Genomic DNA, 14,692 nt, shown 5'->3' with positions numbered 1-14,692 from the left:
CTTCAGGACACGCCCTCCCCGGCGGTCTCCGCCTCGCCGTCGGCCCCCGTCTCCCCGCTGGGCTCGGCGGACACCCAGCGGCGGTCGGCCGTGTCGTAGTCGAGCACGGGCCGCCCGCCCACCCCGCTCGTACGGAACGGCCGCCCGCCGTCGTCGATGCGCACCGTGCCGGACCGGCCGCCGCTGCTCCAGCTCAGCTCCGCGAACCAGTCGCAGTCGCAGCCAGCCGTGCGACCGGTGATCAGGAAGACCTCGGGATCGGTGACCGACACGCGGTACGGGAAGGCGACCGCCTCGATGGGCTCCCCCGAGTCGTTGCCCGCGACCGACCGGGCGACGGGGCGAGGGACGTCGAGATCCACGTCGAACATCCTCGGGGTGAGGGAGCCTCCGCAGCCGGAACTCATCCGGTAGACCCGGCCCGGCGCCGGTGAGCGGCGCTCGACCACCCGGATCCGGAGGGATTCCAGCACCACGGCACGCTCGTCCCGGCCCTGCAAGGTGATCCGGACACCGGTCTCGCCCGCGTGCACCGCACCGAGCGCTCCGGCCCACGGCGCTGCGTCGGCCTCCACCGGAGGCGGCGGTACGGCGGCGGGCGCCCGGTCGACGAGATAGGCGTGGTCGCAGCCGTTCTTCCACACGTGGTCGTCACCGGTCCAGGTGAACGGAGCCCGCCCGGCTTCCGAGGCCGACGAGGGCCCGGACGCCCGGGGGAGCGTCTCGTCGCGCGGCCCGCCCCCGGGTGACGTGGTCGGCCGGGTGCTGCCGGACGGCGTTCCGTCCCGGGATCCGCTCGCCGTGCCCTGCGGCTTCCCGGGCGTGAGGGAGGCGGAGGGCTCCGGGGCGTCGGCCGGAGGCCCACTCGGCTGCTGGGCCACCGCCGGCCGCCGCTCGGGCCCCGAGGACCACGGCCGCCCGAAGGCCGCGACCAGGGCCAGGACGAGGACCGCGGCGGCGACGACACCGAGCCCCTGCCCGTACCGCCGCCCCTGACACCACCGGAGCACCCGCCTCCCGGAGCCCCATCGCCCGCTCACGTCCGACTGCCCGGAGGCCACAGCCTCGTCCACCGGCGCGCCGGCCATACCCGCGTCCACCGACGCCCCGGCACCGGCCTCCTCCGCCCCGGCCTCCTCCGCCCCGGCCTCCTCCGCCCCGGCAGCCTCCACCACGCCCTGCCGTTCGAGGCGTTCGCCGTCCGCAAGGAGCCACAGGCGGTGCAGTGCCTCCCGTTCCCCGGCCGGTGCGCCGCACAACCGGGCCAGCCGCTCCACCGGGGCGAACTCCGCGGGCACCGTCCGCCCCGTGCAGTACCGGTGCAGCGTCGAGCCGCTGACCCCGATACGGCGTGCCAGCGACGCGTATGTCCGGCCCGACTCCTCCCGCAGGGCGCTCAGCCGCTCCGCCAGCACCGCCCGTGCGGCCCCCTCGGCGTCACCCGACACGCTCGACCTCCCCCGCCGCCGTTCCAGGGCGTTCCAGCCCTCCCAGAACACCCACGTCACCAGGGGTGGGACGGTTCCAGCCCGGCGGGAAGCCGTGTCGCGCTTGTCCGGTTCCTGGGCGGCGGCCCAGGCTGGTGCCGTTCCCGTACCGCCGCCGTACGCCCCTCACCGGGGTCCGTACGCCTCGGCGCGACGCCTCACGACCACCTGAACGAACCACCGGCACCACCGGCATCACAGGAACCACCCGCACCACCGGCACCACCGGCACGACAGGCACCACCACCGACCGCACCACCCGAAACGGGGAAACTCACCATGCGTACCGTCCGCACCGCCCTCCTGACCCTCATGGCCGCCGGCCTGACCGCCACCGCCCTCGCCCAGGTGCCCGCCGCCGCGGCCCCGGCCGCCGCTCCCGCCCCGCCGAAGTTCCTGCGCGCGGGCCAGCCGCCCGCGTCCCACACCCCCTGGACGGCCGGCCCGGTACGCCAGGGAGTGCCCGACGAGGGGTCCGTGTGCACCGCCGGGATCGCCCCGGCGGCCGGCACCCGCCACCGGGACTTCCGCACCGAACTGGACACCAACGCCCGCCAGACCATCACGGTCGCCGCCACCACCGCCCAGGCCAAGAAGCTCGCCGCCGACCTGCGGGGCGCCCTGGAGACCTGCCTCGACCGGCTGAAGGAGCAGGACCCCGCCCTGGAGGGGGAGGCGTTCTACCAGGGCCGGATCAACGTCGAGGAGGGTGCGCACGTCTACAGCATCGACACGTCGTACCCGGAGGTCGGCTCCACCGACATCGGGCTCTACTCCGTGGGACGCGACGGCCGCACGGTGACCGTCGTCGAGTGGGGGCAGCTGGGCGAACTGGACGGCGCACCGCTGGAGGGGTTCAAGAAGACAACCCGCACCGCCGTCGCGAAGCTGTACTGATCCCACCTCCGGCGACGGGCCGCCACAGGGGAGCGGCCGGTCGCCGGAGGTGCGGGGTACCCCGGGTCGGGAGCATGCTGGCTGTGTGACCCGGCACGACACGACCCGGTATCCCCCGCCCGCCGGACACGGGGCCGCGGTCGGGGGACTCGACGCTGGCCGCGTGCCCGACGAACTGTCCCTCGTACTCGCCCAGGCCCTCGTCAGCGCCGTCGAGTCGAGCGACGGCTATGCGGGCGGCGTCTACCTGCGCAGCAGGACGTCCGGACTTCTGCGGCTCGCGGTGCTCGCCGGGCTGCCGGCCCCGCTGTTCCGGCCCTGGTGGCGGATGCATGTGAACCGGCCCTTCCCGGTCTCCGAGGCCTACCGCTCGGGGCGGCCCGTGCTGCTCTCCGACGCGGAGGAGGCGATGCGCCGGTTCCCGCAGCTCATGGCCGGGCTGCCGTTCCCGTTCGGTTCGCTGTGGGTGCCGATCACCGGGCCCCGGGGCAGCGTCGGTGTGCTGGCGGTCCTGCGGGCCTCCACCCCGGGGCAGCCCGTCGCCCCCGCGGACGGGGACCGGCTGCACGACCTCGGTCGGAGGCTCGGCGGCGCGCTCGCCGATCTGGAGCGGCGGGGCGTCGACTGCGTATGGGAGACCGAGCCGGTCCCCGTGCAACTGCCCGCCGCCACCGCGCCCCCGGTGCGGGTCGGCCGCTTCGACTGGGACCTGCACTCCGGGCAGGTCGCCGCCGACGACGAACTCTGCGCGATCCTCGGCTTCGAGCCCGTCGCCTTCCCGGGCACCGTCGACGCGCTGGCCGAACGGCTCGTCCCCGAGGACGTGTACGGGCTGTGGGCGCTGGCCCGGCGGACGGTGGAGTCCGCCGAACCGGTGGTCCGCCGGATGCGGCTGCGCGGCCCCGACGGCCGGTCCCATCTGCTGGAGCTGTCCGGCCGCTGGACCCACCCGGACGGCGACGCCGCTGCCAGCCATCTGACCGGCTTCCTGGTCGACCTCGGCGCGGGGCCCGTCGTACCGGAGGCCGCCGACCGGCTGCCCCGGGGCATCCTCTCCCTGGACCGGCTCGGGCGGATCACGTACGCCAACGGCCTCGCCGAGGAGCTGCTCGGCCACTCCCGGCCGGAGCTGATCGGCCATGTGGTGTGGCAGGCCCTGCCGTGGTTCGGGCACGAGGCCTACGAGGACCACTACCGGGCCGCCCTGATGGCCGACGAGCCCGTCCACTTCCTCGCCCGCCGCCCGCCCTCGCTCTGGCTGTCGGTGTCGCTGTACCCGGGCCACGACGGGGTGAGCGTGGTCCTCCAGGCCACCGACCAGCCGGCCTACGCCCCCGGCTCCGTCACCACACCGGGTCTTGGCATCGGCTCCACCGCCGACCGTTCCTCCGCGCTGTACCGGCCGGTGGCCCTCGCCATCGCGCTGACCGAGGCGGTCACGGCCCGGCAGGTCTCGGCGGTGGTCACCGAAGAGCTGCTGCCCGCGTTCGGTGGCCGCCAGCTCGCCATCTACCTGCTGAACGAGCGCCACCTCCATCTGGCCTGGGAGACGGGGTTCCCGAAGGGCTTCCTCGACCGCTTCGACGGGGTCGGGCTCGACGTCAGCATCCCCGGGGTGGAGACCCTGACCACGGGCCGCCCGATCTTCTTCGAGTCCATGCAGCGCCTGGCCGAGGCCTACCCGGGCATCCCCATCGACGCGGACGTCGGGGCGCGGGCGTTCCTCCCGCTGATCGCCTCCGGCAGGCCCGTCGGATCCTGCATCCTCGGCTTCGACCGGCCCCGCGGCTTCAGCCCGGAGGAGCGCACGGTCCTGACGGCCCTGGCCGGGCTCATCGCCCAGGCCCTGCAACGCGCCCAGCGTTACGACAGCGAGTCGGCCCTCGCCCGTGGACTCCAGGACGCCCTGCTGCCGCACCGGCTGCCCGAGGTGGACGGGGTGGACACCCTGGGGCGCTACCTCTCCGGCACCCAGGGGATGGACGTGGGCGGCGACTGGTACGACGTCATCGAGACCGGCCACGAACTCGCCCTGATCATCGGCGATGTGCAGGGGCACGGGGTGTCGGCCGCCGCGACCATGGGGCAACTGCGCAGTGCGGTACGGGCGTTCGCGCTGAGCAACCACGATCCGCAGGAGGTGATGAGCGGGACGAACCGGCTGCTGATCGACCTGGACCCGGGCCAGTTCGCGAGCTGCTGCTACGTCGCCCTCGACCCGGTGACCGGCGTGGCCCGTGCCGTACGGGCGGGGCATCCGCAGCCCGTGCTGCGGCGGCCCGACGGCCGGACGGAAGTGCTGGACCTGCCCGGCGGCATCGTGCTCGGGATCGACGGGGACGCGGCCTACCCGGTCACGGAGATGCGGCTCGAACCCGGCGCGATGCTGGCCCTGTTCACGGACGGGCTGATCGAGCGCCCCGGCACGGACATCGACGAGGGGATCGAGCGGCTGCGCGCCACCGTCGAACGGATCGGCGCGGTCCCGCTGGCCGACACGGCCGACCAGGTCATCGGAGAGGCCAGAGCGGCCACCGACCGCCCCGACGACATCGCACTCCTGCTGGCCGCCCGCTGGGCCGAGGCCCCCGTCGCCCGTCGGCGCCGGACGGCACAGGAGCCCGGGCCCGGTCCTGATCTGTGGCGCACGTTCAGGAGGCCGGACCCGGGGCGTTCGACGGGTGCCCCGGATCCGGCCTCCTAGAAGGTGCCTGGAAAGCGTCCGGCCGGTCAGGCGCCGGAGGCGTCCAGCATGCCCTCGCGCTCCACGACCTTGATCCGCTCACGGCCCTGGGCCGCACCCAGCGCCTGCTCGTGGGCGTCCAGCTTGTGCCAGCCCTCCCAGGTCGTGTACCGGACGCCCCGGCCTTCCAGGAACGCCTCGACGGCCTCCGGAGCGGGCGTGGCGGGCTCGGCCAGGCGACCGGCGGCGCGGTCCTCCAGGAGGCAGGCGACCGTCTCGTTGGCGTCGCCCTTGGTGTGGCCGATCAAACCGATCGGGCCGCGCTTGATCCAGCCGGTCACGTAGACCGACGGCATGGGGGCGTCACCGGCGATGACGCGTCCCGCCTCGTGCGGGACGGTGCCGGAGGCCACGTCGAAGGGGAGCTTGGGCAGCTCCTCCGAGTAGTAGCCAACGGCGCGGTAGACGCTCTGCATGTCCCAGTCGGTGAACTGGCCGGTGCCCCGGACGTTGCCGGTGCCGTCCAGCTCGGTGCGCTCGGTGCGCAGCGCCACGACCTCGCCGTCCTCGCCGAGGATCTCGACCGGGGACTCGAAGAAGTGCAGGAACAGCTTGTGCGGGCGGTCGCCGACGTCGCGGATCGCCCAGTTCTCCAGGGTCTGCGCGACCATGTTGGCCTGCTTGTTCTCGCGGCGGGTCGCGATGGAGCCCTCGTCGTACTCGATGTCCTCGGGGTTGACGATGACCTCGATGTTGGGGGAGTGGTCCAGCTCCCGCAGTTCCATCGGGCTGAACTTGGCCTGCGCCGGGCCACGCCGCCCGAACACATGCACCTCCAGCGCCTTGTTCTCCTTGAGGCCCTGGTACACGTTGTCCGGGATCTCGGTGGGCAGCAGCTCGTCGGCCGTCTTGGCCAGGACCCGGGCCACGTCCAGGGCCACGTTCCCGACGCCGAGCACGGCGACCTTCTCCGCGGTGAGCGGCCAGGTGCGCGGGACCTCGGGGTGCCCGTCGTACCAGGAGACGAACTCGGCCGCGCCGTAGGAGCCGTCCAGCTCGATGCCGGGGATGTCGAGCGCGCGGTCGGCCTCGGCGCCGGTGGAGAAGATCACTGCGTCGTAGAACGACCGCAGGTCGTCCAGGCCGATGTCGTGCGGGTAGCTGACGTTGCCGAAGAGCCGGATCTGCGGCTTGTCCAGCACCTGGTGCAGGGCCTTGACGATGCCCTTGATCCGCGGGTGGTCGGGGGCCACGCCGTAACGGATCAGGCCGAAGGGCGCGGGCATGCGCTCGAAGAGGTCGATGGAGACCCCCGGGTCCTGGCAGACCTCGGATTTGAGCAGCGCGTCCGCAGCGTAGATACCGGCGGGGCCGGCTCCGACAATGGCGACGCGGACGGGGCGTGTCATGGCGTGGTGATCCTTCGGGGCGGGCGAACGCGGGCAGGTACAGCGTACGTCGGAGGTAAGGGTGGGCTTACTAGTCTCCACCCCACACCGTAAGCGATCGCCCCGCGGACCCTTCGGCCGCCCCTGCGAAGGGTGCCCGATTGGTCCGCTTTGCTATCCCTGTATGGTCGATTTGTTTCTTTTGTGCTTCTCATCCACAAAGGGCGCTGATGACGTTGTTGAGGTATTTGCCTGGGCCTGATTTCGCCATCGCGCCGAGCGAGTGGTGAGCGTCACGTCCCGGGGGGCGGACGCAGAAGCGGAGGCATCGGTTCCCTTCTGTGCGAAGAAAGTTGACGGCGTGACGGCGCGGCCGGATCCGGGAATTCCGTTATTCGATCATGCGTGGAAAAGGGAATCCGGAATGCGGGGCTTGTTCCGCCCGATGTTTCTCGCCTACGGTCACCGTCAATCCGGATGGAACGCCGAATCCTGCCGCCGTCCGGGAATCCGAAACCCACTCACGTACGGCAGGAGCGGGGGAACCAGGTAAGTCGCCGATCCGTAACCGGAACGGCTTGGGGTGAAGTCGCACGTCGTGCGGCCAGACATCTCCCGTCTGAACCCGACAGCTCACCTCGCAGGCGCCGGAGAGGAAATCCCCCATGCCCGCACCGGGTAAGCACCGCCGTCCCAAGTCCACCTCGCTGAGCCGCGGCCTCGCCGCCGTGACCACCGGCGGAGCCGTTCTCGCGCTCCCGGTGATCGGTGCCACCAGCGCCTTCGCGGCTCCGGCGCCCGCCGCCGCACCGCAGCAGGCCGTGGCGCCCGCATCGGCGCCCCAGGCGAATTCCGCCGCGAAGGCCGCCCCCGCCAAGCATTCCGTGGTGGCCGGCGAAACCCTTTCCAAGATCGCCCGCGAGCATTCCGTCAGCGGCGGCTGGGAGAAGCTGTACGAAGGCAACCGGAAGATCGTCGGAGAGAATCCCGACCTTATCCACCCCGGTATCAAGCTGGTTCTCGGAGGCAAGGTCGCCGCTGCGTCGGATGACAAGGACGACAAGGCCGCCAAGGCTTCTCCGTCCGCCGCCCGCGGCGCGTCGGCGGACCGTGCCGACCGTTCGGAGCGCATCGAGGTCGCCCCCGTGGCGAAGGCCGCTCCGGCCGCCGAGAAGGCCGTCACGTACACGAACGACCTCGACGGCTGGATCAAGGAGTCGCTGGCGGTCATGGCCGAGCAGGGCATCCCCGGCACCTACGAGGGCATCCACCGCAACATCATGCGCGAGTCCTCGGGCAACCCGGCCGCCATCAACAACTGGGACTCCAACGCGGTCAAGGGCACCCCGTCCAAGGGCCTGCTCCAGGTCATCGACCCGACCTTCCAGGCCTACCACGTGCCCGGCACCTCGACCGACAGCTACGACCCGGTCGCCAACATCACGGCCGCGTGCAACTACGCCGCGGACCGCTACGGCTCGATCGACAACGTCTTCGGCGCCTACTGATCCTCCGCGACCGAACAGCAGGAGCCCCCGGACCGCATGGTCCGGGGGCTCCTGGGTCGTACCGGGGTGTCGCGGGGAAGTTACCCCCAAGTTTCTAGTGACTTACCACGCTTTCGACAGTAGAACCTGTTGCACTCTGTCGAGAGTGAGGGATGTCACATGAGCGAAACTAGCATGCAGGACGGCGGGGCGAAGGGTGTCTCGCGTCGAAGATTCATCACTGGAACAGGTTCTCTTCTGGGTGCCGCGGCTGTGGCCGGGCACACCGGACCCGCGTGGGCGGGGGTCCGTGCGGCGGCAGCGCCGATCGGATCCGGGGCCCGGGTGCCGGTCCTGGTCATCGGCACCGGATACGGCGGCTCCGTGGCCGCCCTCCGGCTGGCCCAGGCCGGCACCGACGTCCACATGGTCGAGATGGGCATGGCCTGGGACACCCCCGGCGCGGACGGCAAGATCTTCGCCAACACCACCAAGCCGGACGACCGCTCCTTCTGGCTGCGCACCCGGACCAAGCAGCCGCTGAGCAACTTCCTCGGCTTCCCCATCGACAAAAGCGTCAACCGCTACACCGGCATCCTCGACGCCGAGGAGTTCGGCGGCATCACGGTCTACCAGGGCCGGGGCGTCGGCGGTGGATCCCTGGTCAACGGCGGTATGGCCGTCACCCCGCGCCGGGAGAACTTCGGCGCGATCCTCCCGACCGTCAACGCCGCGGAGATGTACAGCACCTACTACCCGCGCGCCAACAGCGGTCTCGGCGTCACCACCATCGACCCCGCCTGGTTCGACAGCGTCGACTGCTACCAGTACGCCAGGGTCGGCCGAAAACACGCCCAGCGCTCCGGCTTCCCGTTCCTCTTCGTCCCCGCCGTCTACGACTGGGACTACATGAAGCAGGAGGCGGCCGGAACCGTACCCAGGTCGGCCCTGGACGCGGAGATCCTCTACGGCAACAACTACGGCAAGAAATCGCTCCAGAAGACCTACATCGACCGGATCAGAGCCACCGGCCGGGTCACCATCTCCCCGCTGCACAAGGTCACCACGGTCACCCCGGCCCCGGGCGGCGGCTACACCGTGATCATCGACCAGCTGAACACCGTGGGGCAGACCACCGCCACCAAGACCGTCACGGCGGACAAGGTGTTCTTCGCCGCGGGCAGCGTGGGCACCAGCAAACTGCTCGTCGGCCTCAAGGCCACCGGCGCGCTGCCCCTCCTCAACGACGAGGTCGGCAAGGGCTGGGGCGACAACGGCAACGTCATGTGCGGTCGGGCCAACCATCTCTGGGATCCCACGGGGAAGGTGCAGTCCTCCATCCCCACCGGCGGCATCGACAACTGGGACGCCGGGGGAGCGTTCGCCGAAGTCGCGCCGCTGCCCACCGGCATCGAGACATGGGCCTCGTTCTACCTCTCCATCACCAAGAACCCCCACCGCGCCCGGTTCACCTGGAACGCGGCCGCGGGGAAGGCGGAACTGGACTGGCAGACGGCGTGGAAGCAGCCGTCCATCGACGCAGCGAAGACCATCTTCGACAAGATCAACCGGAAAGAGGGGACGATCTACCGCACCGACCTCTTCGGCACCTACAAGATCTGGGGCGACCACCTCACCTACCACCCGCTGGGCGGCGCGGTCCTGGACAAGGCCACCGACAACTACGGCCGGCTGCACGGCTACCCGGGCCTGTACGTCATCGACGGGGCGCTGATCCCCGGCAACACCAGCGTCAACCCGTTCGTCACCATCACCGCGCTTGCCGAGCGCAACATCGAACGGATCATCGCCGCCGATCTGTAGGCGGCCCTCCGGTATACGGAGAGCCCGGGGCCGGGAGTGCCAACCCGGCGGCCCCGGACTCCGTCAGTGACCGGGCAGAACGCAGACCGCGTCGATCCCCAGCACATGGTTGAGCCGCCCGAACGCCAGCCACGAGCCGATGCTCATCGTCAGCTCCACGATCTCCGCCTGGCTGTAGTGCGCGGTCATCCGCTGCCAGAAGGCGTCGTCCAGAGCGTGGTGGTCGAGCGTGTACCGCTCGGCGTACTCCGCCGCGAGCCGCGTCCGCTCGTCGAAGGCGTCGGTCGTACGCCACCGGGTCACCGCTTCGGCGAACTCCTCCTCGACCTTCGCCCCCTCGCGCTCGGTCCGCCAGTCCAGGCAGAACAGGCACCCGTTGATCTGCGCGACCCGCAGCCTGGCCGCCTCGAACTCCCGCAGCCCCAGCGTCGTGTGCTCGTACACGGACATCGAGAACGTGGCGGCGGCCACGCCGATGCCGGGGACCATCTCCCCCCACACGTAACCGATGGGCTCCTGGCCCTCCGGGATGTCGATGATCATGCGGGTCTCCTTCCCAGCCTGCCGACCGCAGGCCGCAGCGGAACGTCGAGTGCGTCGTACAGCCCCGGTTTCGCGTCCACCAGCCAGTCGATCGCCGAGACGAGCCGCCCGACCGCGGTGGCGTTCCCGCCCGCCGACCGGTTCTCGCCCTCGTCGGACGCCTCGACCGTCACCTCGATACGGGGCCGGCCCTCGATCACCACCCGGTGCGCGCCCACCCCGTCGGGCGGGGACGGCCAGTCGGGGGCGCACGAGGCGTGGATCCGGGTGATGTGCTCGATGACGATGCGGGGCTCTCCGGCCACGATGCCCTGCACCTCGAAGCGCACGGCGCCCTGGGTGCCCGCGGCGAACGCCCCCATCGTCCGGGTGTGGACCTCGCTCGCCAGCGCCCGGCGGTCCAGGGTCTCGCGGATCCCGTCGAGCTCGACGCCCAGCGCCCGCGCCATCAGACGTATCTGACCGCCCCACACCATCGTCGGAACGCCCTCCGCCAGCATCAGCGGCTGGTAGTCCATCGGGTGCCCCATCCCGATCAGATGGCGCACCGAGTCCTCCTGCTCGTACGTGGAGTAGTCGAAGATCTCCTGGCAGCGGATGACGTCCAGCTCGGTGCCGAGGCCGCTGACGAGCAGGGGCAGGACGTCGTTGCCCCAGCCGGGGTCGACACCGGAGACGAAGAGGGAGCCGCCGCCCTCGGCGACGGCGGCCAGGACCGGATCGCGCAGCTCGGGCGGGGCGTTGCGCTGGTCGTAGAGCGGATAGAGGGAGGGCGTGACGACCACCGCGCCGGCCCGGATCGCCCGGCCGATGTCGGTCAGCGCGTCATCGGGACGGATGTCGCCGGACGCCGCGTAGACCACCGCCCGGGGGCGGCCGGCCAGGACGGCGGCGATGTCGTCGGTGGCCGCGACCCCGAGCGTGCGTCCGAGACCGCCGAGTTCGCCGGCGTCGCGGCCGACCTTGGCGGGATCGTGCACGAGGACGGCGGCGAGTGTCAGTGCCGGATGGGCCTCGACGGCGCGGATCGCGGCGCGGCCGACGTTGCCGGTACCCCAGACAACCGTGGGAATCATGCGCGGAGGGTAGCCCCGGGGCCTTGCACTTCCCAGAGTCGTGACACCACCAAATCCGCTGGGGGAAAAGGGTGTTCCCGGGGGGGGGGGGATACGCCGCCCCCGGGACCGTGCAGCGGGGTCAGCGCTTCGCGCGTGCTCCGTTCGGAGCGCCGGAGACCGTGAACTGCGACCCGGGCTCGATCAGCACATGGCCGTCGCGCGAGTCGGTGATCGTCACGCCGGTGAGCGTCGCGTTGCCGCGTGCGCCGCCCATCGCGAGGATGCCGGAGCCGTTGTTGGACTTGTCGATCCGCACGTTCTGGATCTTGACGTCCGGCATCAGGCCGCCGCCCGTCTTGAACTGGATGCCGTCATAGGTGGAGTCGACGATGTCCGTGTCGCGGATCGTGACCCCGGGGATCGGCAGGTTCTGCGGGAAGAGGGTGATCGCGCCGAACTCCTGGTCCTCGTTCCAGAAGGCTCCACCGGTGCGGTACAGGCCGTTGTTGGCGATCAGCGTCTGCCCGGAGAAGGGCAGCGGGTCGTGGTCGGTCGCCAGCATGATGGCCGGGTAGTTCATGGTGTCGGAGATCAGGTTGTTCTCGATCTTGTTGCCGTAACCGCCGTAGATCGCGATGCCGTTGGCGCGCCACGGGAGCTGGATGGTGTTGTTGCGGAAGCTGTTGTCGTGGCCGATGTCGACGGACTGATCCTTGACGTACTTGCTGGACCAGACAGCGAGCGCGTCGTCGCCGGTGTTGCGGAACGACGAGTTGTAGACCGTGGAATTGCGGGTGCCGTTGGCGAAGTTGATGCCGTCCGCGTACGTGTTGCGGATCCGCATCCCGGTGAACTCGACGCCGTCGCCCGGGTTCCACAGCTCCTGGATGTTGTCGAAGTCGCGGCCGGCCCAGACGCCCACGTTGGCGTGCTCGATCCAGACGTTGCTGATCTTCGTGTCCTTGCCGAACCGGCCGTTGAGCGCGACGCCGCCCTCGTGGTTGCCGTCGCCGCCGCGGATCGTGCCCGAGCCGAAGATGGCGATGTCGGAGATTTGCGTGTTCTCGTCGATGTCGAAACCGAAGTTGCCCTCGTGCGGGTGGTTGATGCCGCCCGCCTCGTGCGGCGGGGTCAGCGTGTAGAGCTGGGAGTGCCACATGCCCGCGCCCCGGATCGTCACGTCCCGGATGCCGACCTGGTTCCACTGGCCCCGGTCGAGCGGGTCGTCGGTGAGGATCTTCTGCTCCTGGCGCCACTGGCCCGCCGGGATCCAGACGCAGTCGATCTCACCGTTCTGGTTCGCCGTCACCGCGCGCTGGATGGCGGCCGTGTCGTCGAGCCCGTCGTTCGCCACCGCGCCGTACGTCGTGATGGAGACACAGCCGGACGCCTGCGAGGAGGGCGCTGCCACCTGCTCCAGGTCGATCAGGTCGATGATGTAGAAGGCGGCGTTGTCGCTCGCGTCCCGCTGGAGGCGGAACTTCGTTCCCACCGGGTAGGTCTCGGTGAGCAGGGCGTGGGACTCGTCGAACAGCCGCCGTGCGTCGCCGCCCGGCGTGTTGGTGAGCCCCTCGGGGCTGTCGGTGTTCCCGTACAGCCAGCTGTGCTTCGAGGAGAGGTCGAGCTTGCGCACGAACTGGCCGTCGGCGTACAGGCTGATGGTCGCCTCACGGCCCCCGCCGCCCGGTGCGTCCGGGATGGAGTTGCGGACGACGATCGAGTTCGCCGGGGCGGTCGAAGTGAACTCCACATACTGGCCGGTGGAGTTGAGTCGCACCGACTCGCGTCCTGAGGACTCGGTGGCGAAGTTGGTGTGCCCGAAGGTGCGTTCGGCGTCGGACTGGAGCAATGTGCCCTCGTAGTTCGCCTTCTCCGCCTCCAGTTCCGTGTACGGAACGGCCGCGCCGCGTCCGACCACGATGGACCGGGCGAAGGTGTTGTTGGTCTCGCTCGTCTCCGCGACCAGGTTCGTGGCGTCGGCGGTGGCGGACAGGGTCGCGCCGCCGCTCGCCGCCGTCCAGCTGCCGCCGACCGTGACATTGGCGGTCGCGCCCGCCGCGATGGCCGGGGTGGTGCCGTTGAGCGTGGTGGAACCGACGGTCAGCCGGGTGATGGTACCCGCGCTCACCGCACTGGTGCCGCGGTTGTGCACCGCCACGGTGAAGGTCACCGCCGCGCCGACGGCAGGATTGGCCGGGGTGGAGGAGATGGAGCGGACCTCCAGGTCGGGGCCGGGGCTCTGGCCGACCACCAGCGGGGAGGCGGTGGTGCGGCTGTTGTTGGTGTTGTCCGACTCGACGACCGTGTCGGTCGGGTCCACCAGCGCCGAGACGGTGTACGAGCCCTGTGGCCGCTTGCCGACCTCGACCGAGACCGGGGCCGAGGCCCCGGCCGCGAGGGGGCCGACCGGGGCGCTGCCCACGACCACGCCGCCCAGGCTCACATTGACGGTGGTGGCGGGGGAGGCGGCCGAGCCGGTGTTGCGGACGGTCCCCTCGACGGTGATGTCGTCCGTCTCGGACGGTGACGACGGGCTCCAGGACAGCGCGCTCACGGTCAGATCCGGGTTGGGCGCGGCCGTCCCGAGCACCTGGATCTCGGCGACCTGGGCGCCGGGGGCCTCGGTGTTGGAGAAGAACCGGAGCTGAAGGTCCGCGACCCGGCCGTCGACCGGGATGGTCACAGTGTTCTGGTTGCCGGACGGGCTGAACGCGTAGCCGGCCCGGGCCCGCAGGGAGGTGAACGCGGTGCCGTCCTGCGTCCGGCCGAGCACCTGGATGTCCTGCGTCCGGCTCGCCCAGATCGGGTCCGGGTTGAGCTTGAGCACCACGGACCGGAGGTCCGCGTCGGCCCCGAGCTTCACCGTCAGGTCGGCGGGGTGACCGTTGGACTCCCAGTAGCTGTCGACCTTGCCGTCGTTGGCGTTGGCGGCCGGGTAACCGCCGTGCGATCCGCTGGCGGTGACGGTCTTGCCCCGGGCCAGATCGGTGGGCTCAGCCGCGTTCGCGGCGACGGGCAGCAGCCCTGCGGAGACCATCCCGGCTATCAGCAGCCCGATGACCGTCCGTCCGGTACGTCGCTTCCATCTCATGATGTCCTCTGCTTCCACAATATTTGAGCGGTGAAGTCAATCTTTTGCGGTGAGAGGTTCATAGATTTCTGCGCTGTTTCTGATTTGTCAACGGTCCTCGCATGGTCATGTCATGCGGGTGTGCTGGGTGACGTGCCGTCAGGTGTTGGGCGGGGGAGGCCTGTTCAGGGGGCGGAAACGCCCCGGACCAGCAGTAGCGCCAGATCCACCGCCGCCACGACCACCGCTCCGGCC

The 14,692-nt window shown here is 70.9% G+C and carries 9 protein-coding genes and 1 riboswitch; of the genes, 4 read left to right on the top strand and 5 right to left on the bottom strand.

Features of this window, described 5'->3' with window-relative positions; translation table 11 throughout:
• Positions 1-2: 2 nt before the first annotated feature.
• Complete coding sequence (locus JS521_RS26365; RefSeq protein WP_205085468.1) at positions 3-1,448, bottom strand: helix-turn-helix domain-containing protein; 1,446 nt, start codon at positions 1,446-1,448, stop codon at positions 3-5.
• 318 nt (positions 1,449-1,766) lie between these two features.
• On the opposite strand from JS521_RS26365, the gene JS521_RS26360 reads away from it, so the two are divergent.
• Positions 1,767-2,384, top strand: coding sequence for a hypothetical protein (locus JS521_RS26360; RefSeq protein ID WP_205085467.1), 618 nt, complete (start codon positions 1,767-1,769; stop codon positions 2,382-2,384).
• 163 nt (positions 2,385-2,547) lie between these two features.
• Complete coding sequence (locus tag JS521_RS26355; protein ID WP_205085466.1) at positions 2,548-5,088, top strand: SpoIIE family protein phosphatase; 2,541 nt, start codon at positions 2,548-2,550, stop codon at positions 5,086-5,088.
• Positions 5,089-5,114: 26 nt separating this feature from the next.
• Here JS521_RS26355 and JS521_RS26350 read toward each other — a convergent pair whose 3' ends face one another.
• The gene (locus JS521_RS26350; protein ID WP_205085465.1) at positions 5,115-6,476 is read right to left on the bottom strand and encodes an FAD-dependent oxidoreductase; all 1,362 of its coding nucleotides are present in this window, start codon (positions 6,474-6,476) and stop codon (positions 5,115-5,117) included.
• Positions 6,477-6,959: 483 nt separating this feature from the next.
• Positions 6,960-7,117, top strand: a riboswitch (cyclic di-AMP (ydaO/yuaA leader).
• A 3-nt stretch (positions 7,118-7,120) separates the two neighbouring features.
• Here JS521_RS26350 and JS521_RS26345 point away from each other — a divergent pair.
• Together JS521_RS26345 and JS521_RS26340 are read left to right on the top strand one after the other, a co-directional pair.
• The gene (locus tag JS521_RS26345) at positions 7,121-7,963 is read left to right on the top strand and encodes a transglycosylase SLT domain-containing protein (protein WP_205085464.1); all 843 of its coding nucleotides are present in this window, start codon (positions 7,121-7,123) and stop codon (positions 7,961-7,963) included.
• A 174-nt stretch (positions 7,964-8,137) separates the two neighbouring features.
• Positions 8,138-9,766, top strand: a complete 1,629-nt coding sequence (locus tag JS521_RS26340; RefSeq protein ID WP_504740023.1) for a GMC oxidoreductase — start codon at positions 8,138-8,140, stop codon at positions 9,764-9,766.
• 63 nt (positions 9,767-9,829) lie between these two features.
• Here the strand turns inward: JS521_RS26340 and JS521_RS26335 are convergent, their stop codons facing one another.
• The 3 genes from JS521_RS26335 to JS521_RS26325 all read right to left on the bottom strand — a co-directional run bounded on the left by JS521_RS26335 (position 9,830) and on the right by JS521_RS26325 (position 14,458).
• A complete protein-coding gene (locus tag JS521_RS26335) occupies positions 9,830-10,309 on the bottom strand; it encodes a carboxymuconolactone decarboxylase family protein (protein WP_205085462.1) in 480 nt (159 codons plus the stop codon).
• Positions 10,306-11,385: an NAD(P)H-dependent amine dehydrogenase family protein gene (locus JS521_RS26330; protein WP_205085461.1), complete on the bottom strand. Its 1,080-nt coding sequence runs from the start codon at positions 11,383-11,385 to the stop codon at positions 10,306-10,308. Before JS521_RS26330 ends, JS521_RS26335 begins: the two co-directional genes overlap by 4 nt.
• Positions 11,386-11,506: 121 nt before the next feature.
• Positions 11,507-14,458, bottom strand: coding sequence for a CARDB domain-containing protein (locus JS521_RS26325; protein WP_205085460.1), 2,952 nt, complete (start codon positions 14,456-14,458; stop codon positions 11,507-11,509).
• Positions 14,459-14,692: the final 234 nt, after the last annotated feature.

Source organism: Streptomyces durocortorensis, from assembly GCF_016901035.1.
In the GTDB taxonomy this organism is placed as follows: Bacteria; Actinomycetota; Actinomycetes; order Streptomycetales; family Streptomycetaceae; genus Streptomyces; species Streptomyces durocortorensis.
Note: the sequence above shows the minus strand (reverse complement) of the source record. Positions and strands in the feature narration are given on the sequence as shown.

Bases quoted from the DNA above. Each gene is read 5' to 3' on its own strand.
- JS521_RS26360 (WP_205085467.1), top strand. From the start codon at position 1,767: ATGCGTACCGTCCGCACCGCCCTCCTGACCCTCATGGCCGCCGGCCTG.
- JS521_RS26350 (WP_205085465.1), bottom strand. From the start codon at position 6,476: ATGACACGCCCCGTCCGCGTCGCCATTGTCGGAGCCGGCCCCGCCGGT.
- JS521_RS26345 (WP_205085464.1), top strand. From the start codon at position 7,121: ATGCCCGCACCGGGTAAGCACCGCCGTCCCAAGTCCACCTCGCTGAGC.
- JS521_RS26340 (WP_504740023.1), top strand. From the start codon at position 8,138: ATGCAGGACGGCGGGGCGAAGGGTGTCTCGCGTCGAAGATTCATCACT.
- JS521_RS26335 (WP_205085462.1), bottom strand. From the start codon at position 10,309: ATGATCATCGACATCCCGGAGGGCCAGGAGCCCATCGGTTACGTGTGG.
- JS521_RS26330 (WP_205085461.1), bottom strand. From the start codon at position 11,385: ATGATTCCCACGGTTGTCTGGGGTACCGGCAACGTCGGCCGCGCCGCG.
- JS521_RS26325 (WP_205085460.1), bottom strand. From the start codon at position 14,458: ATGAGATGGAAGCGACGTACCGGACGGACGGTCATCGGGCTGCTGATA.